Below are 23,980 nucleotides of genomic sequence, written 5' to 3' on the forward strand. Positions count from 1 at the left end.
ACCTGGCCCCCTTCCCCCGGATCACCTCCCGCCCCGTGCCGGCACCGGTCGCGGCGTCGTCCGGCGCACCCGGCACCCTCGACACCGACATCGTCACCCTGCTGCGCCCGGACGCCCTCGTGCACGACGCCGACGGCCCGGTGCTGTCGCTCGACGACACCGGTGAGCGGCTCGTCACGGCCCGGCTCGACCGCCTCGGGGGCGCCGGCCGGACGGCCCTGTGCGCCGCCGTGGTCCAGCCGGGCGACACGTCCGACGCGCGCGTCACGATGACCACGCCGGTCGCCCTGCCCGTCGGTGCGCAGCTCCGCCTGGAGCTGCTCGTCACCGGCAGCGCACGACTTCGGGTCGTCGTCGAGGGGCCCGACGGGCAGGCGGTCGCGGTGCGCCGCTGGTCGGACGACGTGCTCTACGAGGGGCCGCACACCGTGCTGCTCCCGGTCGGCACGCAGGTGCGGACGGCGGCCGCCGTCCGCGTGCGGCCCGCCACCCCCGACGCCGGGATCTGCGTCGTCGCCGCCGACGTGGTGCGTGCCCGGTGACCGCGACCCCCGCCGTCGGTGCGGCACCGGAGGTCGACTCGCCGGCACCGCTCCCCCTCGGAGCCCCGGCCGGGCGGCCGCCCACCCGGCCCGGGCACGACCTGCCCGTCCTCGAGGTGTACCGGGCGGCGGCCGCTGCCCTCGTCCTGCTGACCCACGTGGGCTTCGAGAGCGGGGCCGGCACCCGGGGGCCCTGGGCCGGCTGGCTCGCCCGCGGGGACGCGGGTGTCGCGGTCTTCTTCGTCCTGTCCGGCTTCCTCCTCATGCGGCCGCGGGTGCTCGCCGCGCGCGGTCTGGCCCCGGTGGTGCGGGCGGCCCCGTACCTGTGGCGGCGCGCCGTGCGCCTCCTCCCGGCGTACCTGCTCGCCGTGGCCGGCCTCGCCCTGCTGGTGCCGGGTGCCGCCGCGCGCCCCGCCGCGGACTGGGTCCGGGCCTGGACGCTCACCTCCGTCTACCACGAGGGGCCGCTGCTGCCGGGGTTCACGCACACGTGGAGCCTGGGTACGGAGATCTCGTTCTACGTCGCGCTCCCCCTGCTGGCCGTGCTCTGGCTCGGCAGGTCCGGCCGGTCGGTCGGGACCCGTTGGGACGCCCCGCGCGTGCTCGCCGTCGTGGTGCTCCTCGTCGCCGTCTCGACCGCCTGGCGGTTGGGCTGGGCGACGTCGCCCGCCGGGCGGCTCGCGCCGCTGTACTGGCTGCCCGGCTACCTGGACTGGTTCGCGGCGGGCATGGGCCTGGCCTGGCTGCGCGAACGCCGCGACGACGGCGGCCCGCGTTGGCTGCGTGAGGCGGCGGCCGCCCCCGGGGCCTGGTTCGCGATGGCCGCCGCGACCTACTGGGTGTGCACGACGAGGCTCGTCGGGCCGTACGACCTCAGCCCGGCGACGGCGGCCGAGTCGGCCGTGAAGCACGTGCTGTACCTCGTGCTCGCACTCGTCCTCCTCGTGCCCGCGGTGTTCGGCGACCCGGCGGCACGGTGGCAGGTCGTCGCCCGGTCACGACCTCTGGTGTGGGCCGGCACCGTCAGCTACGGGTTCTTCCTGTGGCACATGGTCGTGCTCATCGCGATCGTCCAGAGGTTCGACCTGCGGACGTTCGACATCCCCTTCCTGCCCCTGCTCGCCGCCACGGCCGTCCCGGCCCTCGCCCTGTCCGCCCTGTCCTGGCACCTCGTCGAGCGGCCGCTCCAGCGCCGGCTGCGCCACGTCGTCCGCTGACCCGCTCGCGGCGAGGACCACCGCGCACCCGAGGGCGCACCACAGGGCCACGGCGCAGAGCCCGTCGGCGAACGAGTCCCCGGGCACGGTCCCGGCCCGGGCCACCGACACCGCCGCCGCGACGAGGGCACCCGCCGTCGCGAGCACGACGGTGGCCCGCCGGCTGCGACGGGCGACGAGCCCCGCGAGGCAGAGCGCGGCCGCGGCCCACCAGCCGCCCGCGACGACGAGCACGACGGCTGCAGTCACGAGAGCGGGCCGTGACATCCTGGCCCGGACGGGGGCCGGCGCGGCGTCCGGCACCAGCACGTCTCCCGTCGCGGCCCGCCGTCGACGCCGGGGGGCGGCGAGCGCCGCCACGCCGAGCAGCAGCACCCCGCCGAGCACGAGCGCGAGCCGGTAGCCGGTTCCCGGGGCGAACGTGAGCTCGACGGTGCCCGCCGGCCCCGCGGGGAGGACCCAGCCCTGCTGCCAGCCGTCCACCCGGACGTTCGTCAACGGGCGTCCGGCGACGGTCGCCCGCCAGCCCGGGTTGGCGTTCTCGTGGACGACGAGGAGGCGGGCCGTCGCCGCGGCCGGCACGGCGAGGGTGCGGTGCTCGGCGTCCCAGCGCTGCACGGTGACGGGACGGGGCGTGGCCGCGGGCAGCCCTTCGGCGCCACGCAGCCGGACCGACTCGGGCCACCACAGCGGGGTCGCGGCGACGGTGACGCGCAGGTCCCCGCCCGGCACGGAGACCCGGGCCGCGGCGTCCCGGCCCGTGCCGGCGGACCGGCCGCGTCCGCAGGGGACGGCGGCCATCGCGCGCCGTTCGAGCAGGTCCCGGACGGTGCCCTCGACCCGGGTCGGCACGGTGACGTCGCCGACGACGAGGTCGGGACCGAAGCCGCAGGCGACCCCGGTGCGCGCGTCGAGGTCGAGGGGACGGCGCAGGTCGTCCAGCGCCGGGACGACGACCTCGCTGACGCCGAACGGCAGCTCGACGACGCCGCGGTCCGGGTCGACGCCCCGCTGCACCCGCCGCTCGGTGACGGTGAGGGTCAGGGACGTCCCGGTCATCGCCGGGAACCTGACCCACCCGTCGGTGCCGACGGCGGCGGACCGGGACCGCCCGCCCACGGTCACCGTGACCCGGGCGGCCCGGGAGACCGCGAGCGCGGCGTCGGTCTGGAGCTGGAACGCGCTGACGGCGCGCCGGCCCGACCACTCGAGGGTGAGCGCGGGCGCGGGGTCGAGGGCCGACGCGACCCACCCGGACCCCAGGTCACGGTCCACGGCGGCCTGCGGACGCTCGGCCGCCTCCTCCGAGCGACGGCTCGAGGCCGTCGCCACGAGCGGGTCCCCGAGCGGGCGCAGCTGGGCGTCCCAGGCCTGCGAGGGCCGCGGGCGGACCTGCGCGCCGACCCGGTAGCCGCCGGCCGGCAGCGGGACGACCCGGTCCAGCCGCAGGTCCTCCTCGCCGGGGCGGGCGAGCGTCGACCCGCACAGCGGCCTGTCCCCGAGGAGCACGCACCCGTCGGCGCCGTCGCGTGCGGTCCGCAGGACGACGTCGGTCGGCGGGTCCGTGACCGCGGGCAGCCGCAGCGGGCGCGCGGGTGCCGCCCCGGGGATCGTCACGGCCCCGAGGCCCGGCTGCTCGGGCACGAGGGCCGGACGCCGGCCGGTGAGCTCGATGCGCAGCCACCGGGTCGGGCCCGGCGGGACCTCCACCTCGCGGGCGGGGCCGCCGTCCGGCGACATCGAGGTCCGGCGGCGGCCGGTCTCGGTGACGACGTCGACGGCCGTGACGCCGGACCGCGCGGCCGGGGTGACCGTGACCGTCGCCGGTGCGAGCCGGGAGGCGGTGAACCTGACCTGCCACCACGGGGTGCCGCGGGCGAGGACCGCCGTCCGCCACTGCGTGAGCGGGTCGTCGTCGAGCAGCGCCCACGGCGACGCGGCCGCCCCCGCCGAGCTCGACGCGGTGACGTCGGCGACGCCCGCGTACCGGGCGACGACGTGCGGCCCGTCGAAGACGGTCCAGTCGTGCGCCGCGCGCCGTGCCGACCAGGGCGCGGTCGCGGTGAGCGGTGCCGACCACACGTCCCGCACGGCCGAGAAGGTGGCCTCCCGGCGCTGCGGGCCGTCGGTGACGACCAGCGGGGCTCCCCCGCCGCCCGTCGCGACCCGCAGGCCGGCCGCCTCCGGGTCCCCGTCGAGGACGACGGGGCGCCCGTCAAGCAGCCCCGCGTCGTCGAGCGCGAGCAGGTTCTCCGGCCCGCCCGCCACACGGACGACGGAGCCCGCGTCCCAGACCTGCGCCCGGGCCGTCGGCGCCTCGACCTGCCACACCTCGAGCGCCGGCACCGTGACGTCGAGGCCGTCGTCGACGACCGCGTCCCCGACCCGGGCACCGCCGACCGGCGGCCCGAACCGGGCGCGGGCGACGAGTCCCGGCGAGCCGGAGAGCGCAGAGCGCACGGTGACCGCGCGCGGCGTCGAACCGGGCACGCCCGCGAGGTCGGCCCGCACGAGCAGCCGGGTCACGCCGGCCCGGGCCAGGTAGGCGGCCAGTCCCGGTGAGCCGCGGCCGGTCGAGAGCTGCTGCTCGACGGTCGTGAGCATCCGGATGTTGCCGGCCGACGACAGCGGGACGACGTTGCGCACCGCCCAGGGCGTCCGGGCGAGGGCCTGCAGCGGCTCGTCCCGCGGGTCGCCCCACAGGCTGGTCGCGAAGGGTGCCCCCGGGACGACGAGGGTGCGGCCGCCGTCGTCGTTGGTCGCGAGCCACCGGGCTGCCTGCGACCAGTACGGCGGCACCTCCGTGAACGTGCCACGGGCCGGCAGCCCGGCAGCGAGCGCCGGGACCGCCGTCCCGGCGACCGCGCACACGGCGACGAACCGGACGCCGTGCCGGGCCCAGGGCGCGGACGCCAGGACCGGGAGCCGGATCGCGGCCACCGCGTGCGCGAGGGCGAGCATGAGCGGCAGCCGGACGACGACGTCGAACTTGTGGGTGTTGCGCAGCGGCGCGCCCGGGCCGTCGAGGAGGTCCCGGACCGCACCGGCCCACGGCGGCGTCGCCGCGCCGACGTGCCCGACGGTGAGGAGCGCGACCCCGACGACGACACCGCCGACGAGGAACGCCCGGTGCGGCGTCGAACGCATGAGCAGGGCCGCCAGCCCGAGGAGGACCGCCGCCCAGCCGAGGGCCACGAGCAGGCCGGAGGACACCAGCTCGCCGCCGGCCGGCCAGACCGTGAGCGAGCCGCGCAGCCAGGCCACCCAGTGCGTCGTCCCGCGCAGCGCCTGCGGCAGCGAGGCGACGGACGTCGTCGTCGAGGACGACTCGATCCAGTCGAGGAACGGCGGGCTGTACCGGCCGAGCAGGACGAGCGGCACGACCCACCAGGCGATGGCCGCCGGGACGAGCAGGGCCCACCAGGTCGCGACCCGGCGCCGCACCCGGCCGGCGGCGCCGGTGACGAGCCACACGACGGCGAGCGGCAGCGCGGCGCCCACGGCGACCGCGTTGACGCCCCCCGCGCACGCGACCGCCACCGCCGATCGGGCCGCAGCACGCCGCTCCCCGCCCGCGCGGGCGGCGACGAGCGGGACGAGGACCCACGGGGCGACCGCCGTCGGCCACAGCTCGGCGCTGATCCCGCCGAGCTCGGTGACGGCCCGGGGGCTCAGGGCGAAGGCGAGCGCCGCGAGGATCCGGGTGCCCGGGGTGCCGATCCGCAGCCGGTCGGCCAGGGCCAGGAACCCGGTGTAGGCGACGAGCAGGAGCAGCGCCCACCAGGCCCGCTGGGTGACCCAGGCCGGGATCCCGGACAGGTGCCCGAGGGCGAAGAACGGCCCCATCGGGAGGAAGTAGCCGTACGCCTGGTTCTGCAGCTGACCGAAGGCTCCTTGCGGCTCCCACAGCGTCCATGCCCGGGCGAGGAACGCGACGGGGTCGACGAGCAGGTCGAGCTTGGTGTCCGGCGAGAGCCGGCCGGGCGCCTGGACGAAGGCGGCAGCGACCAGGGCCGCACCGCCGCCGACCCGACGCACGACCTGGGCGGGGTCGCGCGTCAGGGCCGTCATCGCCGTCGGACCACGACGACGACGTTCCAGCTGACGACCTCGCGGGCCGCGGGGACCCGGGCCACCCAGGCCGCCCAGTCGGGGTGGTAGCGCGCACGGACGTCGAGCACCTCGCCCGCCCCGGAGCCGGAGACCTCGCGGGCCCAGCGGGACATCCGCCCGGCGGAGACGGCGAACAGGCTGCGGCCGAAGTCGTTCTTCGGACGGCGTCCGTGGAGGCGCTCGTAGCGGTCGGCGGCCCGCCGGCCGCCGAGGTAGTGCCACGGCGAGGTCTCGTGGCCGCCCCACGGGGACAGCCACGTCGTCCAGGACAGCCACACGAGGCCGCCGGGCCGGACGACGCGGAGCATCTCCCCCGCCATCCGCTCCGGGTCCGGCACGTGCTCGAGGACGTTGCTCGACATGCAGACGTCGAGGCTGCCGTCGGCGAGCGGCAGGGCGAGCCCGCTCGCCCGGAGGAAGCCCTCGGGGGCCCCGCCCCGGGCGGTGAGCTCGCCGGCGTCCGGGTCGATGCCGGCGTACCGCGCGCCGGCGGCCCGGAAGGCGTCGGCGAACCAGCCCGGGCCGCCGCCGACGTCGACGACGGTGGCCCCGTCGAGCGCGGTGTACCGGCTGACCTGCCGCACCGTGTCGACCGCCAGGGTGGAGTAGAAGACGTCGGGTCGGCTCTGCTCGAGCCGGAAGGCCCGCAGCAGGGCTACGGACCGCCGCAGGCCGCTCTCGGGCAGCAGGGCGGGATCGACGTCGACCGGCACGCCTGCAACATAGCGAACCGCTACCCGTGGGTAGCAAAAACGACGCCCTAGTCCCTAGGGTGGCCGCCACCACCCCCGGTGGTCACGAACCGTCACGGCGCCGCGGGCCCACCCCGCGTCGGGGCCGCCGCGCACGGACGTCGTCGACCACCTGTAACCAGCCTTGGAGCCGACGGTGTCTTCCTGGCCGCTGCGCGTGACGGTCCTCAACTGGCGCGACACGACCCATCCCGAGGGCGGAGGCTCCGAGCGCTACGTCGAGCGGATCGCCGCCGGGCTCGCCGCCGACGGCTGCGAGGTCGTCGTCCGGTGCGCGCGGCCGGCCGGTGCGGCCCGCCGCGAGGAGCGGGACGGCTTCACGCTGGTCCGGGCCGGCGGGCGCCTCGGCGTCTACCCGCGGGCGCTGCTCGGCCTGCTCGCGGACCGGCTGCGCGGCCGCGGACCGCAGGTCGTCCTCGAGGTGCAGAACGGCGTCCCGTTCTTCGCCCGCCTCACCGCCGGCTGCCCCGTCGTCGTCCTCGTGCACCACGTGCACCGCGAGCAGTGGCCGGTCGCCCTCGGGCCGGTGGCCGCCCGCGTCGGGTGGTGGGTCGAGTCCTGGCTGGCTCCCCGGGCGCTGCGCGGGCAGCAGTACGTCACCGTCTCCCAGGTCTCCCGCTCCGAGCTGACCGGCCTGGGGGTCGACAGCGCGGCCGTGGCGGTCGTGCACAACGGGGTGGACCCGCTGCCCGCCCCGGTCGCGGCGGCTCCGGCGGACCGCGGCGCGTCGCCGGACGCCGGTCCCACGCTCGTCGTCCTCGGCCGCCTCGTGCCGCACAAGCGGGTCGAGCACGCCCTCGAGGTCGTGGCGCGGCTGCGGCCGCGTCACCCCGGGCTGCGCCTGCGGGTCGTCGGTGAGGGCTGGTGGCACGAGCGGCTCGCGGCCGAGGCGCACCGGCTCGGCGTCGAGGACGCGGTGGACTTCCTGGGCTTCGTCAGCGAGGCGGAGAAGGACGCCGTCCTCGCCGGCGCCACCGTGATGCTCGCGCCCTCGCTCAAGGAGGGCTGGGGGCTCATGGTCGTCGAGGCGGCGCAGCACGGCGTGCCGACGGTCGCGTACCACGGCGCCGGCGGCCTGTCGGAGTCGGTGCTCGACGGGCGCACCGGGCTCCTCGTCGACGACCTCGACGCGATGGTGGCCGCGACGGACCGGCTCCTGCGGGACGCCGCCCTGCGGGAGAGCCTCGGCGAGGTGGCGCGCGGCCACGCCGCGCGCTTCACGTGGCGCGCGGCGACGACCGCGATGGAGCGGTTGCTGCGCCGGGCGGCGGACGGCCTGGCGCCGGTGGCCGACGCGGACGAGGGCGTGGCCGCGGGTGGCTTCCCCGGGCCGGCCCTGGTCCTACTCCCCGTAGTTCAGGATCTCCTCGGAGGGGCCGTCGCCGACGGAGCCGGCCGCGGGGGCGATGGTGTCGGTGGGCAGGTCGGGCGCCTGGCTGGTGACGAGCGCGCCGGTCACGGCGACTGCGGCGCCACCACCGGCGAGGGCCACGAGCAGGGTCACGACGAACGACGTGCCGACCCCGCCTCGGTCACGGGAAGCGCGGCTCATGGTTCCTCCAAGCGAGCGGGGTGACTTCTGCGTCCCGCGGAGAGTAGCAGCCGGTCACCGCTTCCGGGAGGCCGCGGCACGCGCACCCCGCCGGAGGTGACCGCCCGCTGCCAGGAGGCCGACGAGCCCGTAGAGCAGGTGCGCCGCCGTCACGGTGCGTCGCCGTCCGTCGGTCGCCGCGGCGGGCACGGCCGGGGCGGCGCCGGACGACGTGCCGGCCCCGTCCACGGCCACCTGGAGCAGCAGTGCGTCCGGCCCGTCGACGACGGCCCGCACGAGCGGGGCGGCCGGCAGCACGGGCAGCCGGCCCGGGGTGCCGCGCTCCACGAGCACCCAGCCGACGCCGAGCCGGGCCAGCTCGTCGGCGGTGAGCACGCCGTCCGCGAGGTCGGCGGTGACGGCACGGGCACCGGCCCCCTCCGCGGGCAGCCGGACGCCGCGCACGCTCAGCGCGTCGTCGACGAGGGCGGGCCTGGGCAGCATCCGCGGCGCCGGGTCGAGGACCGGCGCGGGGCCGGACCAGGCGAAGCGGCGGAACGGCTGCCAGGGCAGCACGAGCACCCGGTCCGGCCCTGCGACCGGGTCCGCGGCGTCCAGCGCCGCCCGGACCCGCGCCCAGTCGCGGGGGTAGGTCACCGGGACCAGCCGGCCGCCGAGCCCGAGCGCGAGGTCGGGGGCCACCGCCACGACGGCCGAGGCGACGAGGACGAGCACCGGGACCGCCGGTACGGCCCCGCGGCTGCGCCGTCCGGCGGCGCCCGCGAGGGCCGCGGCGCCGAAGCCGGCCAGGACGGCGACCCCGAGGGCCGGCCAGGCCAGCCAGCGGTGCCCGTCGCGCAGCAGCCCCCCGCCGGGGACGCCCTGTGCGAGCAGCAGCAGCACGTCCCGGCCGCCGGGCAGGTGCGGCAGCAGGGCGACGAGGTAGCCCACCGCCACGAGGGCGGCACCCGCCACGACGAGCGGCCCGCGACCGCGCGCCGGGTCCCGCCGTACCTCCCGGAGCAGGCCCGGCAGCCCGGCGGCCGCGAGGCCGAGGAGGACGACCGTCGACCCGAGCGCCAGCCACGTCGTCCGGCTGGCCGGCAGCGGCCCGGGCGCCCACAGCCCGCCGAGACCGAGCACGTCGACGACGACACCCGCGGCGGTCTCGGCCCGGGTGGCGAAGGCGTCGACCGCCTCCGCCGGTGGGGCGGCGAGTGCCGGGTGCAGCCGGCCGGCGACGACCCAGGGCAGCTGGGTGACCAGGGCCGTGAGGACGGCGGTGAGAGCGGCCGCCGCACCGGTCCGGCCGGGCGCCCGGTGCAGGGCGCCCGCGCAGACCCCGGCGACCACGACGGCCACGGCCGTCCCGACGCACAGCAGCCCGCCGCCCGGCGTGACCGAGCCCGCGACGCAGGCCCCCGCCAGCGTCGGCCAGGCCCCGGCCCGGCCGGCCACCAGGCCGTGGGCGCCGACGGCGACCCAGGGCACCGCCGCATAGCCGAGCAGGTGCGGGACGTGCCCGATGGCGAGCTGCTCGAGGACGAACGGGTTCCAGACCGCGACGAGCAGGGCGATCCACCGGCCGGGCCCGGCGGCCCGAGCCAGCCGGGCGGCGCCGGCACCGGCCGCCGTGAGCGCGAGCAGGGTGAGCAGCTGGGTGACGAGCGCGTCGGGCAGGACCCGGGCGAGGACGGCGACGACGGCGTCCCAGGGGACCGCGCGCGGCAGCCGGTCCCCCACCCCCAGCGCGTCGTCGCCGAGCACGGGCCCGGGGACCGACACGAGGTCGTAGCGGAGCAGGTACCCGGGGCGCAGGGCCGGGCCGAGCACCACGGCCCCGACGACCGCCGCGGCCACGACCTCCCCCGTCGCCGGCCCCGAGGGCACCCACCGGCTCATGCGGGGCGGGCCACGGGTCGCTGGTGCACGGCGTCAGTATGGCCCGGCCGGGCGACCGGGCCCGGGCCCGCCTGCGCCGTGGGTCGCGAGCCGACTACGGTGCGGCGGTGACGTCGCACCGGGCAGCCTCCCTGACCCGCTCCGCGGTCGTCCTCGCGGCGGCGACGACGGTCGCGAACCTCCTCGGCTACGTGCTCGTCCTGCTGCTCACCCGGTCCCTGTCCGCCCAGGACCTCGGCGCGGCCGGCGCGCTCCTCAACCTCGCGGTCATCGGCATGGTCCCCGCGGTCGCGCTGCAGCTCGTCGTCGCGCGTGCCGTCGCGGGCGCACCGGCCCCGACGCCGGACGGCGTCCCGCAGGTCGAGGCGGTCCCGCCCGGGGCCGCGGTCCGGGTCGCCGTGGAGACCGGGCTCCTGCTCTGCGTCCTCGTCGCCGTCGCCGCTCCGGCGCTCGAGCGGTTCCTGCGCCTCGACGGGCCCTGGGCGGCACTCCTCGTCGGGGCCTGGCTGCTCCCGGCGACCGTCGTCTTCGCCGCGCAGGGGCTGCTCCAGGGCCGGGAGCGGTTCCTCGCGCTCTCGGCCGTGCTCGTCCTCGCGGCGGCCGCCCGCCCGCTCGGCGGGGCCGTCGAGGCGGTCACCGGCGCCGGGGTGACCGCGCTCATGGGGTTCGTCGCCGCCGGGACCGCCGTCGCGGCGCTCGTCGCGCTGCGCCTCGTCGGCGAACCGCTGCACGTGCTCGCACCTGCCGCGCGGGCCGCGGCCGGCCGGCTGCGCGGCCCGCTGGCCGGCGCCGCGGTGACGACGGCCGGCCTGCTGACGCTCGCGAACGTCGACCTCCTGCTCGCACGGCACGTGCTCGACCCGGCCGCGTCGGGCTCCTACGCGGTCGGTGCGCTGTTCGCCAAGGGGGCCTTCTGGGCCCCGCAGTTCGTGTCCACGCTGCTCTACCCCCGGATGGCGCAGCCCGGCCGCCGCTCCCGGGCGGTCGTGGGCGCCGTGGGCATCTGCACCGCCGTCGGGGTCGGCGCGGTCCTCGTGACGCTCGCCCTGGGCGGCCCGCTCGTCACGGTCGTCGCGGGTTCCGCCTACCGCCCGCTCGGCCCGAGCCTGTGGCTGTTCGCCGCGCTCGGCGGCGCGCTCGCCGTCGCGCAGGTGCTGCTCTACGCGCGGCTGGCGGTGGGCGACCGGACGATCGGCGCGGCCGCGTGGCTGTGCATCGCCGGTCTCGCCGTCGCGGTGCTGCTCGACCCCGCACCGACCGTCGCCGGGGTCGCGGCACGGGCGCTGGCCGCGACCCTCGTGCTCGTGGGGATCGGCCTCGTCGTCGAACGGGCGGCGTTCCGGCGTGGCCCGGACCGCGCCTCGGCGGTGACCGCCGGCTGAGCCGCCTCGGTCAGTGCCCCGCCTCGTGCCACGAGCGCCCCACGCCGACCGAGACCTCGAGCGGCACGGACAGCTCGGCCGCGCCGCCCATCGCGGCCCGGACGAGCCGCTCGACCTCCTCGCGCTCCCCCGCGGCGACCTCGAGCACGAGCTCGTCGTGCACCTGGAGGAGCAGCCGGGTCGTCAGACCGGCCTCGCGCAGCGCGGCGTCGACCCGGAGCATGGCGACCTTGATGATGTCCGCCGCGGACCCCTGGATCGGGGCGTTGAGGGCCATCCGCTCGGCGGCCTCCCGGCGCTGCCGGTTGTCGCTCGTGAGGTCGGGCAGGTAGCGGCGGCGGCCGAGGATCGTCTCGGTGTACCCCGTCCGGCGGGCCTCGGCGACGATGCTCTGGAGGTAGTCGCGGACGCCGCCGAAGCGGTCGAAGTAGTCCTCCATGAGCGTGCGCGCCTCGGCCGGCGGGATCGCCAGCTGTCGGGACAGGCCGAACGCGGACAGGCCGTACGCCAGCCCGTACGACATCGCCTTGATCTTGCTGCGCATCGCCGGCGTGACGTCGGCCGGCTCGACCGAGAAGACCCGGGAGCCGACGAAGCGGTGCAGGTCCTCCCCCGTGAGGAAGGCCTCGATGAGGCCCTCGTCCTTGGACAGGTGCGCCATGATCCGCATCTCGATCTGCGAGTAGTCCGCGGTGAGCAGGCACTCGTAGCCGGCGCCGACGACGAAGGTCTCGCGGATGCGCCGGCCCTCGTCGGTGCGGATCGGGATGTTCTGCAGGTTCGGGTCGGTGCTCGACAGCCGCCCGGTCGCCGCGATGTTCTGCTGGTACGTCGTGTGGATCCGGCCGTCGTCCGCGACCGACCGGATGAGCCCCTCGACGGTGACCCGCAGCTTCGACGCGTCCCGGTGCCGGAGCAGGTGGAGCAGGAAGGGGTGCTCGGTCTTGGCGTAGAGGTCCGCGAGGGCCTCGGCGTCCGTCGTCCAGCCCGTCTTCGTCTTCTTCGTCTTGGGCATCCCGAGCTGCTCGAAGAGCACGACCTGGAGCTGCTTCGGGGAGCCGAGGTTGATCTCGCCGTCGATGTGGGTGAAGGCCTCCTTCGCGGCGGCCTGCACCTCGGCCGCGAAGTACGCCTCGAGGTCGGCCAGGCCCTGGGTGTCGACCGCGATGCCGGCCTGCTCCATCCGGGCGAGGACGTCGACGAGGGGGAGCTCGACACCGTCGAGGAGCGCGAGCCCGCCCTTGTCGAGCAGCTCCGCGCCGAGCTTCTCGGCGAGCTCGAGGACGGCGCGGGCCCGCACCATCGCGGTCTCGGCCTCGTCGGGGCCGCCCGGCGCCTCCTCCATGTCGAGGGTGAGCTGGGCGGGCTCCTCCGCCGGCGCGCCGACCTCGGCGCGCAGCTCGCGCCCGAGGTGCCGCAGCACGAGGTCGGACAGGTCGAACAGGCGTTGGTCGGGCCGGCACAGGTACTCGGCGAGGGCGGTGTCGCTGACGACGCCGCGCAGGGGCAGACCGCGGGACGCGAGCGCCACGAGCGGACCCTTGACGTCGTGGAAGGCCTTGGGGGCGGCCGGGTCCGCGAGCCACGCGGCCAGCGCGGACTGGGCCCGGGCGTCGGCGTCGACGAGGTCGACGTAGCCCGCGGCCCCGTCCGACGCGGCCAGCGCCACCCCGCGGGCGTCGCCCCGGCCCTGGGCCCAGTGGCCCACGACGGCGACGCCCACCGTGCCCCGGGCGTGCGCCTCGAGCCACGCCTCGACGCCCGCCCCGTCGAGCCGCTCGGTGTCGACGTCGAAACCGCCCTCCGCCTCCGGTTCGGGGGTCGCCAGCGTCGAGAACAGCCGCTCCCGGAGCACCCGGAACTCCAGGCCGTCGAAGACCTGGTGCACCTCCTCGCGGTCCCACGCCTGCACCGCGAGGTCGTCGACGTGCAGCGTGAGCTCGAGGTCGTCGACGAGCCGGTTGAGCCGCCGGTTGCGCAGCACCCCGTCGAGGTGCGCCCGCAGGCTCTCCCCCGCCTTGCCCTTGATCTCGGGGGCGTGCGCGACGATGCCGTCGAGGTCGCCGTACGTCGTGAGCCACTTCGCCGCGGTCTTGTTGCCGACCCCGGGGATCCCCGGGAGGTTGTCGCTGCTCTCGCCGACGAGCGCCGCGACGTCCGGGTAGCGCTCGGGGCGGACGCCGTACCGCTCCTCGACGACGTCGGGCGTCATCCGGATGAGCTCGCTGACGCCGCGCACCGGGTAGAGCACGGTGACGTGGTCCTCGACGAGCTGGAGCGAGTCCCGGTCACCGGTGCTGATGAGGACCTCGAAGTCCTGCCGCCGCGCCTCCTTGGTGAGGGTCGCGATGATGTCGTCCGCCTCGTACCCCTCCTTCTCCAGGGTGGGCACCCGGAGCGCGGCGAGGACCTCCTTGATGAGCGCGACCTGCCCGGAGAACTCGGCCGGGGACGCGCTGCGGTTCGCCTTGTACTCGGCGTACTGCTCGCTGCGGAAGGTCTTGCGGGAGACGTCGAACGCGACGGCGACATGGTCCGGCTGCTCGTCGCGCAGCACGTTGATGAGCATCGACGTGAAGCCGTAGACGGCGTTCGTGACCTGCCCCGTCGACGTGGAGAAGTTCTCCACGGGCAGGGCGAAGAAGGCGCGGTAGGCCATCGAGTGGCCGTCGACGAGCAGCAGGCGGTGGCGCTCGGGCGCGCCGGTCTTCGGGCTCACGCAGGTCACCCTATGCCGCGCCACCGTCAACCCGGGACGACCGGCGCACGGTCGGCCCCCGGGTCGCTCCCACGTGGCTGCCGGGGCGCCCCGGAGCGGGTCAGGCGGGCTGCGTCGTCGCGTTCTCGACGAGCGACACCGAGCGCAGCCCGGCCTCGGACGAGCGCTCGAGGGCGTCCGCGAGGTCGGCCGTGACGACGGGCATCTCGAGCGTGTCGTGCGTGTCGTGCACCGAGATCGCGTCGAGGTCGAGGCGGGCGGTGGGGCACGGGTCGGCGAGGCCGAGGTCCGCGGCGTCCGGGCCGGCCGGGTGCGGCAGCCCCGCCCGGACGGCGGCCGCGGCCGCCTCGTCCTGCTTGGCCGACGCCCGGGCGGACGACCAGGAGGCCTTCCCGCGCAGCGAACGGCGGCGGGAGAGCAGGTCGTCCAGGGTGCCCCGGCGGGACTCGCCCGCGAGCTTGCGGCGCAGCACGGCCGTCGACGCGACACGGCGGACGACGAAGGGGCTGAACCCGAGCCGAGCGAGGAAGCGGTGCGTGTCGCGCGCCGCGGGGGCGACGCTCGTGAGGACCTGGTCGGCACCGGCCCGCTCGGCGACGGAGGCGACCCCCGACAGCAGCCCCTTCGCGACTCCCCGGCGGCGGGCGTCCGGGGTCACGAAGAGGTGCTCGATGTGCAGGCACGGCCCCTCGGTGATCGCGAAGACCGGGGCGACCCGCAGGAGCGCGTAGCCGACGGCGGCGCCGTCGATTCGGGCTACGAGGACGTGGACGTCGTCCCCCTGGAGCGCCTCGCGCAGACGCGGCCGGAGGTGGTCGGGGGCGGTGCCGGCGACGGCGCGGGTCGTCCCCGTGACCTCGTCCCGGGCCTGGCCCCAGAGCAGGAGCAGGTCGTCGAGGTCTTCGACGCCGGCCCGGCGTACGTCCACGGGTGCGCGGGTCACGCGTGCCTCCTCGACCTCGTGCTGGCCCTTACGGACAGCGATGGCACTGAACCTTCCCCCGGACGACCCTGCTGAGCGTAGAGCGTCACGCCACCGGTCCGGAAGCGTTCTGCAGAACCGGTCAGAAGCACCCCCGGACGGGCTCCCCCGGTCGGAGGGCGTCGTCGCACCCGGGCACCCATCATCACGCTGAGTCACGATTCGCGGCCGGCACTGCTCCGATCGGGTGACCGGTCGCTGACGGTCCGCACCGACGCGACGAAGGGCGCCCCGGTCCTCGACCGGGGCGCCCTCCGGGCACCGTCCGTGACGCCTGGGGCGCCCGTGACGGGTGTGGAACAGGTGCCGGGACGTGCTCGGCGAGGGTGCGATCAGCCTCCGAGATAGGCGCTGACGACCTCGTCGTTCTTCGCCAGCTCCCGGGCCGGACCCGTGAGCTTGAGCGCGCCGGACTCCAGGACGTACGCGTAGTCGGCGACCCGCAGGGCCGCGAGCGCGTTCTGCTCGACGAGCAGAACGGTCGTGCCCTGGTCGCGGATCGTCTTGATCGTGTCGAAGATCAGGTCGACGAGCACCGGCGCCAGACCCATCGACGGCTCGTCGAGGAGCAGGAGCTTCGGCTGGCCCATGAGGGCCCGGGCGACCGCGAGCATCTGCTGCTCGCCGCCGGACATCGTCCCGGCCTTCTGCGTGATCCGCTCCCGCAGTCGCGGGAACAGCTCGAGCACCCGCTCCTTGTCCGCGGCGATCTCGGCCTTGTCGTTGCGCAGGAACGCACCGAGGTCGAGGTTCTCCTCCACCGTCATGCGGGGGAAGATGCGCCGGCCCTCGGGCGAGTGGCAGATGCCCGCACCGACGATCTTGTCGCCCCGCATCGTCGCGAGGTTCTGGCCGTCGTACGTGAGCGTGCCCTTCTTCGGCCGCAGGAGGCCGGAGATGGTCCGCAGCGTCGTCGACTTCCCCGCACCGTTGGAGCCGATGAGGGTGACGATCTCGCCCTGCTTGACGTGGAGGCTGACGCCCTTCACCGCGGCGATGTTGCCGTAGTAGACGTGCAGGTCCTCGACGGCGAGGAGGTTGTCCCCGCCCTCGCGCCCGGTCGGCGCAGCGCCGGAGTTGACCGTCATTCGTCGCTCCCGTAGCCATCGGTCCCGGTCTTGCCCAGGTACGCCTCGACGACGCGCTGGTTGTTGCGGATGTCGTCCGGCGAGCCCTCGGCGATGTTCTGACCGCGGTCGAGGACCGTGATCCGCTCGCTGACCCGCATGACGACGCTCATGTCGTGCTCGATGAGGAGCACGGACACCTGGCGCTCGTCGCGGACGCGGTGCACGAAGTCCACGAACCGGGCCGACTCCTGCGGGTTCATGCCCGCCGTCGGCTCGTCGAGCAGGAGCACCCGCGGCCGCAGGGCGAGCGCCCGCGCGACCTCGAGCCGGCGCTGGTCGCCGTAGGACAGGTTGCGCGCGTACTCCTCGGCGGTCTTGCCGATCCCGACGAAGTCGAGCAGCTCGCGGGCGGTGTCGCGGGCCTGTGCCTCCTCGCGCCGCTGGGCGGGGGTGCGCAGGATGGTGGAGAGGATCCCCGACTTCATGTGGGAGTGCATCGCCACCATGACGTTCTCCTCGGCCGTCATGAGGTTGAACAGCCGGATGTTCTGGAACGTCCGGGCCAGCCCCATGTGGGCGATGGTGTGCGGCGCGAGGCCGGACACCTCCGTCCCGCCGAGGTGGACCCGCCCCGAGGTCGCCTTGTAGAGGCCGGTGAGGACGTTGAAGAACGTCGTCTTCCCGGCGCCGTTCGGGCCGATGAGGCTGACGATCCCGTTCTCGGGGATGACGAACGAGACGTTGTCGACGGCGACGAGACCGCCGAACTTGATGGTGATGTTGTCGGCGCGAAGGGCCTCGCCGACCGTCGTCGCGGGCTGAGTGGTCACTTCGGCTCTCCTTCGAGGTCCGCACCGACGGACTCCAGCTCGCCGCGTTCGGGCTCCTGGAGGACCTGCCGGGTCCGCGTCTCGGGCAGCAGGCCCTCGCGCCGGAACAGCATCATGAGGATGAGGATCAGGCCGAAGAGCAGGAACTGGTAGGACGGGAAGTCGATGTCCGTCCCGAAGGACGAGTTGATCTGCTGCCCGACCTGCTCCAGACCGGTGGAGTTGATCCAGGCCAGTGCCAGCGCACCGACCGTGACACCCCACACGTTGCCCATGCCGCCGAGGACGACCATCGCGAGCAGCGTGATCGAGATCGCGAAGTCGAACCGGCTCGCGAAGACACCACCGACGTGCGTGGCGAACGCGACGCCGCCGAGACCGCCGGCGAAGGCACCCACGGCGTACGCCGAGAGCTTGGTCCGCATGAGCGGGACGCCCATCATGCTCGCCGCGAGCTCGTCCTCGCGGATCGCGAGCCAGGCCCGGCCGAGCCGACCCTCCCGGATCCGCAGCGAGACGAAGATCGTGAGCGCCGCGAGCAGGCAGTACACGAGGAACTTGTACGGCAGGTCGCTCGCCTTCAGGGCCAGCTCGTCCGGGACGCCCGGGATGTAGCTGATCGGCCACGTCGGGATCGGGTCGACCGGGCTGATGCCCTTGTCGCCGTTGGAGAGGTTGAAGACACCGTTGGGGCCGATGCGCTCACCGTTGCGCAGGATCTGCGGGATGATCTCGCCGAACCCGAGCGTGACGAGCGCGAGGTAGTCGCTCTTCAGCCGCAGCGTCGGGGCACCGATGATGAGGCCCCACAGGGCGCAGAACAGACCCGCGATCGGCAGCACCAGCCAGAAGTTGACGTGGATGCCGGTGTCGAGGCCCTCGATGTCCGGCGGCCGGCCGAGGATGCTCACCTTGAGCCCGCCCCAGCTGGAGTACATCGACGAGGCGAACGGCGACATGATCCAGCCGGCGACGTAGCCGCCGATGGCCCAGAACGCGACGTACCCGAGGTCGAGCAGACCCGCGTAGCCGACGACGATGTTGAGGCCGAGGGCGAAGACCACCCAGAGCACGGCCTCGTTCACGGCGCTGACGGACAGCCAGCGCCGGAAGAAGGTCTGCACGTCGGCGGGGGCGTTCGGCAGGATCTGGGAGTAGAGCAGGAAGATCACGACGACCGCGATGAGCAGGCCGACGGCCCACTTCCGGTTCGTCGTGTGCGCCTTCGCGGCCGCGGCCGCGGTGCCGGGGGCGGCGGTGGTCGTCGCCATCGTCACACCTTCTCCGTGGTCGGCTTGCCCAGGATGCCTTCAGGCTTGAAGACCATGAGCAGGATGAGGATGGTGAACACGACGGTCTGGGAGTAGGCGACGCCGAGCCCGAACCGGTCGTTCAGGGCCTGGACGAGCCCGATGAGCACGCCGCCGAGGACGGCGCCGTTGAGGTTGCCGATACCGCCGAGGACGGCCGCGGTGAACGCGATGAGACCGAGCTGGAAGCCCGCGTCGTACCGCGTCGTGCCGAAGGTCTGCAGGTACAGCAGACCGGCCGCACCGGCCATCGCGCCGCCGAGCGCGAACGTCAGCGAGATCGTCCGGTCGACGTCGATGCCCATGAGCCGGGCGGCGTCCTGGTCCTGCGCGGTGGCGCGCATCGCCTTGCCCTGCCGGGTCTTCTGGATGACCCAGTTGAGCCCGAGGAGGAGCGGGACGGTGACCGCCGTGACGACGATCATCGACCACGGCACCTTGACGTTGAGCACGGTGAAACCGCTCGAGCCGAGGATCGTGTCCCAGTTCCGCTGCCCGGAGCCGTTCGACTTGATGCCGCCCCACTGGTACACGAACGACAGACCGACCGCCGTGATGAGCGGCGCGAGCTTGGGCGCGCGGCGCAGTCGCCGGTAGGCCACCCGCTCCGCCGTCGTGTTGAGCGCCGCCCCGAAGATCATCGCGAGGACGAGCGTGGCGATGAGCGCGAGGAACGCACCCGTCGTGGCCGCCGTCGCCCCGAAGGCGCTGACCATGAGGAAGCCCGAGAGCACGCTCGCGAGCATGAACAGGTCGCCGTGGCTGAAGTTGATCAGCTCGATGATGCCGTAGACGAGCGTGTAGCCCAGGGCGATGAGCGCGTAGAGCGCGCCCTGGTTGATCCCGACGACCAGCGTCGTGAAGAACGCAGCGGGGGTGGCGACGAGGTGCCACACCGCGAAGGCGGCGACGGCGAGCAGGAGCAGGTAGCCGGTCCCCCGTTCGAGGAGGGCGCCTACGGCGAGGGACGGCCGGGCCTCGGCGGCCTCGATGGCGGTTTGGCTCATGGGCGAAGCCCTTCGGGTGGTCGACGGGAACAGATGATCGACAGTGGGCGCACGCTACCGGGTCGCGACGGCGCGCGTGCCGTGTTGCGCGTCCGTCATGCGTACGGACGTGATGCGGACAGTCCGGCGGGCCGGCCCGATGCACGGGCCGGCCCGCCGGCAGGGGTCGTTCAGCTGACGGTCTGCGCCGCCACGAACGTCTCCTTGTTGTCCTTGATGACCTCGACGGAGATGTCGATCGCCGTCGTGTCGCCCGTCGCCGGGTCGATCTTGATCTCCTTGCCGATCGCCGCCTTGTCCGCCGGGATCGAGATACCGGTGCCCGAGAGCACCTGCTCGGTGACCGACTTGCGGCTGCCGTCCGACTTCTCGATGGCCGCGAGGATGACCTGGACCGCCGCGACGCCGTAGAGGGCGTAGTTGGAGGCCGGGTCGGCGCCGTACTTGGCCTTGTAGTCCTCGAGGAGCTTGGCGGCCGCGCCGCCACCGGCCTTGAGCTGGTCGGTGGTCAGACCCGCGAAGGTCAGGTACATGCCCTGCGCCTGCGGGAGCTTGTTGAGCTCCGGGTAGCCGGTGAAGCCGTCCGGGCCCATGAGCTTGACCGCGCCGGCGTTGTCACCGAGGACGGCGACCTTGTCCTTGACGAGCTGGCCACCGTTGTTGTCGTAGATGCCGGCGAGGTAGACCATGTCCGGCTTCGCCGCGTTGATCTTGTTGAACAGCGCGGTGTAGTTCGCCTGCTTGGCGTCCCACGGCTCGTTGGCGATGACCTTGATGCCGAGCGCCGCCGCCTTGGTCTCGAACGACTTGCCGACACCCTGGCCGTACGTCTGGTTGTCGTTGAGGATGTAGACCGACTTGACCCCGAGCTTCTCCTGCGCGTAGATCGCGGCAGCGGCGCCCTGGTAGTCGTCCGTCGTCACGACGCGCGCGTAGTTGCGCGTACCGGACGGGTAGTACTTCTGCGGCTCGCCCGGGTCCCAGGTCTTCGTCAGGCCGGGGTTGGTGTTCGCGTGCGACACCATGAGCATCGGGCCGGTCGGGTCCTGGTTGAGGACCGGCACCTCGATCTTGGCGCAGCCGGAGTTGAACGTGCCCATGACCGCGACCTCGGCGGTGTTGGCCACGTGCTCCTGCGCGTTCTTCGCGCACGTCGCGTCGTCCCAGGCGCCCTTGGCGGCCGTCGAGTTGTCGTACGTCTTCAGCTCGACGGTGTAGTCGCCGGCCTTGTTGCCGACCTGCTCCAGGTAGAGCTTGATCGCGTTGTTCGTGGAGTCCGACGCGTCCTTCGAGGCACCCTGCAGCGGCAGGTCCGTCGAGATGACGACCTTTTTGCCACCGCCGTCGCCCGCAGCGCCGCTCGAGCCGCCACCGCAGGCCGCGAGCGCGAGGCCCGCGAGGGCCACCGCCGCAACAGCCTTGATCGGCTTCACCATGTCTAGAACCTCTCCCCGGCCGGGTCGAGCGCCCGGCTCCGATGGTCGGGGAAACTACCACCGCCGAAGGCCCCTGGGAGCGGCTGGGCCGCCCCGTTCGGCGACGTCTCCACAACGATTCGAAAACGCTCTCAGGGGAAGGTACACAAATCGGTATACAAGCCGGTGTACAGATGACCGGTGGATTTCGTCCGTGTTGCGGGGGTGCGATCCGCCAGAAGCCGCCCATGGCGGACCTCACAGCGCGCGACCGGTGCCGGCGGGGACGACGGAGGGGCCGGGTGCGACGCACCCGGCCCCTCCCCCGCGGCGAGCCGCGGGCGGGTCGATCAGCTGACGGCCTGGGCCTGGAGGAAGGTCTCCGCCCCGCCCTTCATCTGGAGGATCGAGACGTCCTTGGAGGTGACGTCACCCGTCGCCGGGTCGATCTTGATCTCCTTGCCCGTGAGCGACTTGTCGGCCGGGATGGTGATCCCCTCACCGGTGAACACCGCGTCGTTGACCGACTTGCGGGTGCCGTCCGACTTCTCGATGGCGGCCAGGATGACCTGGGTCGCCGCGACGCCGTAGAGGGCGAAGCTCGAGGTGAGGTCCTTGCCGTACTTGGCCTTGTAGTCGTCGAGCAGCTTCGCCGCGGCGCCGCCGCCGGCCTTGAGCTGGTCGACCGTGAGGCCGGTGAACGACAGGTACAGGCCCTCGGCCTGCGGCAGCTTCTGGAGCTCCGGGTAGCCGGTGAAGCCGTCCGGCGCCATCATCGGCAGCGTCGCGTTGTCACCGAGGACGGCGACCTTGTCCTTGACGAGCTGGCCGCCGTTGTTGTCGTAGATGCCGGCCAGGTAGATCATGTCCGGCTTCGCGGCCTTGATCTTGTTGAACAGCGCCGTGTAGCTCTGCTGCTTGGAGTCCCACGGCTCGTTCGCGATGACCGTGAGGCCGATCGCCTTGGCCTTGTCCTCGACCGACTTCGCGACACCCTGACCGTAGGTCTGGTTGTCGTTGAGGATGTAGATCGACTTCGCGCCGAGCTTCTCGGCCGCGAACGTCGCCGCGGCCGCACCCTGGTAGTCGTCCGTCGTGATGACGCGCGCGTAGTTGCGCTGGCCCGACGGGAAGTACTTCTGGGGCTCGCCCGGGTCCCAGGTCTTCGTCAGGCCGGGGTTGGTGTTCGCGTGCGACACCATGAGCATCGGGCCGGACGGGTCCTGGTTGAGGACCGGCGCGATGATCTTCGCGCAGCCGGAGTTGTACGTGCCCATGACCGCGACCTCGGCGGTGTTCGCGACGTGGTCCTGCGCGTTCTTCGCGCAGGTCGCGTCGTCCCACTGGCCCTTGGCGGCGGTCGAGTCGTCGTACGCCTTCAGCGTGACGCTGTACGCGCCCGCCTTGCCGCCGACCTGGTCCAGGTAGAGCTGGATCGCGTTGTTCGTCGACGACGACGCGTCGGCGGACGCACCCTGGAGGGGCAGGTCCGTCCCGATGACGAGCGCCTTGCTGTCGCCACCGGCGGAGCCGGACGAGCTGCCGCCGCCGCACGCGGCGAGCGCGACGGCACCCAGAACGACGACCGCGGCCACGCGGATGGGTTGCTTCATATCCAGTGGGTTCCCTTCGCTGCGCGGGCCTGCTGCCCGCTCACCGGGCCGGAACCTAGCACCGACCCGTGTCGCCGATCAGCATGCTGGGGGCCCCGCAACGGTCACCGGTCGACAACGATTCGCCGAGCGGTCGCCCATGTGAGGACAAAGCGCACAGAGCGGCCGCCGAGCGGGAGGACCCGCCCGACGGCCGCTCTGCGCGACCGTTACCGGACCGTTGCGTCAGCTCACCGGCTGCGCCGCCACGAAGGACTCCGTGTTGTCCTTGATGACGAGGATGGAGATGTCGATCGCGGTGGTGTCGCCCGTCGCCGGGTCGATCTTGATCTCCTTGCCGATCGCGGACGTCGCCGCCGGGATCGTGATGCCGGCCCCGGTGAACACCTGGTCGGTGACCGACTTGCGGGTGCCGTCCGACTTCTCCAGGGCCGCGAGGATGACCTGGACCGCGGCGACGCCGTAGAGGGCGAAGCTCGTCGCGGGGTCGGCGCCGTACTTGGCCTTGTAGTCGTCGAGGAGCTTGGCGGCCGCACCGCCGGCGGCGCGCAGCTGCTCGTTCGACAGGCCCGCGAAGCTCAGGTACATGCCCTGGCCCTGCGGGAGCTTGTCGAGCTCCGGGTAGCCGGTGAAGCCGTCCGGCGCGATGACCTTGACGGTCTCGTTGTCACCGAGGACGGCGACCTTGTCCTTGATGAGCTGGCCACCGTTGTTGTCGTAGATCCCGCCGATGTAGATGAGGTCGGGCTTCGACGCCTTGATCTTGTTGAACAGGGCCGTGTACGTCGGCTGCTTGGCGTCCCAGGGCTCGTTGCCGGCGACCGTGATGCCGAGCTCCTTGGCCTTCGTCTCGAAGGCCTTCGCGACGCCCTGGCCGTAGGTCTGGTTGTCGTTGAGGATGTAGACGGTCTTCGTCCCGAGCTTCTCCTTGGCGTAGATCGCCGCCGCGGCGCCCTGGTAGTCGTCCGTCGTGATGACCCGGGCGTAGTTGCGCGTGCCCGTGGGGAAGTACTTCTGCGGCTCGCCCGGGTCCCAGGTCTTCGTCAGACCGGGGTTGGTGTTGGCGTGCGACACCATGAGCATCGGGCCGTTCGGGTCCTGGTTGAGCACCGGCGCGATGATCTTCGCGCAGCCCGAGTTCAGGGTGCCCATGACGGCGATCTCGTCGGCGTTCGCCACGTGGTCCTGGGCGTTCTTCGCGCAGGTGGCGTCGTCCCACTGGCCCTTCGCGGCGGTCGAGTCGTCGTAGATCTTCAGCTTGACGTTGTAGCTGCCCGCCTTGGAGCCGATCTGGTCCAGGTAGAGCTGGATGGCCTGGTTCACCGCCTTGGACGAGTCCCCGGAGGCGCCCTGGAGCGGCTGGTCGGTGGAGATGATGAAGGTCTTGCCCGCATCACCCGTGCCACCGCCGGAAGAGCCGCTGCCGCACGCGGCGAGAGCCATGGCCCCGGCCAGGGTGATCGCCCCGGCCGTCAGCAGTCGTCGTCGCATTCGCTTCCCCTCGGATCGCCCGCGGGCCCGCTGCCCGCAGAGTTGCCGCAGGCTACTGACGATCTTGTGTCGGCAGCGTCGCGCGCCCGCGTCGGTTGGGTAAC

Annotated in this window: 15 protein-coding genes and 1 pseudogene; 4 read left to right on the forward strand and 12 right to left on the reverse strand. The window is 74.0% G+C overall.

Annotated features, from left to right (window positions below; genetic code table 11):
* Both ECOMGDLI_RS34925 and ECOMGDLI_RS36110 read left to right on the forward strand, forming a co-directional pair.
* On the forward strand, positions 1 to 542 hold a 542-nt coding region (locus ECOMGDLI_RS34925; protein WP_158221174.1), incomplete at its 5' end, for a hypothetical protein.
* Positions 539 to 1,759, forward strand: coding sequence for an acyltransferase (locus ECOMGDLI_RS36110; protein WP_158221175.1), 1,221 nt, complete (start codon positions 539 to 541; stop codon positions 1,757 to 1,759). The genes ECOMGDLI_RS34925 and ECOMGDLI_RS36110, both read left to right, overlap by 4 nt.
* Positions 1,760 to 3,814: 2,055 nt before the next feature.
* Here ECOMGDLI_RS36110 and ECOMGDLI_RS36115 read toward each other — a convergent pair.
* Both ECOMGDLI_RS36115 and ECOMGDLI_RS27110 read right to left on the reverse strand, forming a co-directional pair.
* Positions 3,815 to 5,830, reverse strand: a pseudogene (locus ECOMGDLI_RS36115) (alpha-(1->3)-arabinofuranosyltransferase family protein); the annotation flags it as partial.
* A complete protein-coding gene (locus tag ECOMGDLI_RS27110) occupies positions 5,827 to 6,585 on the reverse strand; it encodes a bifunctional 2-polyprenyl-6-hydroxyphenol methylase/3-demethylubiquinol 3-O-methyltransferase UbiG (protein ID WP_088319956.1) in 759 nt (252 codons plus the stop codon). The gene ECOMGDLI_RS27110 and the pseudogene ECOMGDLI_RS36115, both read right to left, overlap by 4 nt.
* Before the next feature lie 175 nt (positions 6,586 to 6,760).
* Here ECOMGDLI_RS27110 and ECOMGDLI_RS27115 point away from each other — a divergent pair, with 175 nt between their 5' ends.
* Positions 6,761 to 8,200, forward strand: coding sequence for a glycosyltransferase family 4 protein (locus ECOMGDLI_RS27115; protein WP_198955220.1), 1,440 nt, complete (start codon positions 6,761 to 6,763; stop codon positions 8,198 to 8,200).
* 30 nt (positions 8,201 to 8,230) lie between these two features.
* Here ECOMGDLI_RS27115 and ECOMGDLI_RS27120 read toward each other — a convergent pair whose 3' ends face one another.
* Positions 8,231 to 10,057 (reverse strand): hypothetical protein, encoded by a 1,827-nt coding sequence (locus ECOMGDLI_RS27120; protein ID WP_088319958.1) that lies wholly within the window; start codon positions 10,055 to 10,057, stop codon positions 8,231 to 8,233.
* Positions 10,058 to 10,164: 107 nt separating this feature from the next.
* On the opposite strand from ECOMGDLI_RS27120, the gene ECOMGDLI_RS27125 reads away from it, so the two are divergent.
* Positions 10,165 to 11,439 (forward strand): lipopolysaccharide biosynthesis protein, encoded by a 1,275-nt coding sequence (locus tag ECOMGDLI_RS27125; protein ID WP_143447971.1) that lies wholly within the window; start codon positions 10,165 to 10,167, stop codon positions 11,437 to 11,439.
* A 10-nt stretch (positions 11,440 to 11,449) separates the two neighbouring features.
* Here the strand turns inward: ECOMGDLI_RS27125 and polA are convergent, their stop codons facing one another.
* The 9 genes from polA to ECOMGDLI_RS27170 all read right to left on the reverse strand — a co-directional run bounded on the left by polA (position 11,450) and on the right by ECOMGDLI_RS27170 (position 23,876).
* Positions 11,450 to 14,158 (reverse strand): DNA polymerase I, encoded by a 2,709-nt coding sequence (polA, locus tag ECOMGDLI_RS27130; RefSeq protein WP_233153650.1) that lies wholly within the window; start codon positions 14,156 to 14,158, stop codon positions 11,450 to 11,452.
* 100 nt (positions 14,159 to 14,258) lie between these two features.
* Positions 14,259 to 15,101: a GNAT family N-acetyltransferase gene (locus ECOMGDLI_RS34930; protein ID WP_158221176.1), complete on the reverse strand. Its 843-nt coding sequence runs from the start codon at positions 15,099 to 15,101 to the stop codon at positions 14,259 to 14,261.
* Between the two features lie 371 nt (positions 15,102 to 15,472).
* Complete coding sequence (locus ECOMGDLI_RS27140; protein ID WP_088319961.1) at positions 15,473 to 16,228, reverse strand: ABC transporter ATP-binding protein; 756 nt, start codon at positions 16,226 to 16,228, stop codon at positions 15,473 to 15,475.
* The gene (locus ECOMGDLI_RS27145; protein ID WP_088319962.1) at positions 16,225 to 17,040 is read right to left on the reverse strand and encodes an ABC transporter ATP-binding protein; all 816 of its coding nucleotides are present in this window, start codon (positions 17,038 to 17,040) and stop codon (positions 16,225 to 16,227) included. Before ECOMGDLI_RS27145 ends, ECOMGDLI_RS27140 begins: the two co-directional genes overlap by 4 nt.
* Positions 17,037 to 18,311 (reverse strand): branched-chain amino acid ABC transporter permease, encoded by a 1,275-nt coding sequence (locus ECOMGDLI_RS27150; RefSeq protein WP_088319963.1) that lies wholly within the window; start codon positions 18,309 to 18,311, stop codon positions 17,037 to 17,039. The genes ECOMGDLI_RS27145 and ECOMGDLI_RS27150 overlap by 4 nt, the downstream gene beginning before the upstream one ends.
* Positions 18,312 to 18,313: 2 nt before the next feature.
* Positions 18,314 to 19,357: a branched-chain amino acid ABC transporter permease gene (locus tag ECOMGDLI_RS27155; protein WP_088319964.1), complete on the reverse strand. Its 1,044-nt coding sequence runs from the start codon at positions 19,355 to 19,357 to the stop codon at positions 18,314 to 18,316.
* Between the two features lie 170 nt (positions 19,358 to 19,527).
* On the reverse strand, positions 19,528 to 20,793 hold the full coding sequence (locus ECOMGDLI_RS27160) for a branched-chain amino acid ABC transporter substrate-binding protein (RefSeq protein WP_088319965.1): 1,266 nt from the start codon (positions 20,791 to 20,793) through the stop codon (positions 19,528 to 19,530).
* A 329-nt stretch (positions 20,794 to 21,122) separates the two neighbouring features.
* Entirely contained in the window at positions 21,123 to 22,385 is a 1,263-nt protein-coding gene (locus ECOMGDLI_RS27165) for a branched-chain amino acid ABC transporter substrate-binding protein (protein WP_088319966.1), read from the reverse strand.
* A 225-nt stretch (positions 22,386 to 22,610) separates the two neighbouring features.
* Entirely contained in the window at positions 22,611 to 23,876 is a 1,266-nt protein-coding gene (locus ECOMGDLI_RS27170) for a branched-chain amino acid ABC transporter substrate-binding protein (protein ID WP_198955221.1), read from the reverse strand.
* Positions 23,877 to 23,980 lie beyond the last annotated feature (104 nt).

Source organism: Kineosporia sp. R_H_3 (assembly GCF_002198675.1).
GTDB lineage: Bacteria > Actinomycetota > Actinomycetes > Actinomycetales > Kineosporiaceae > R-H-3.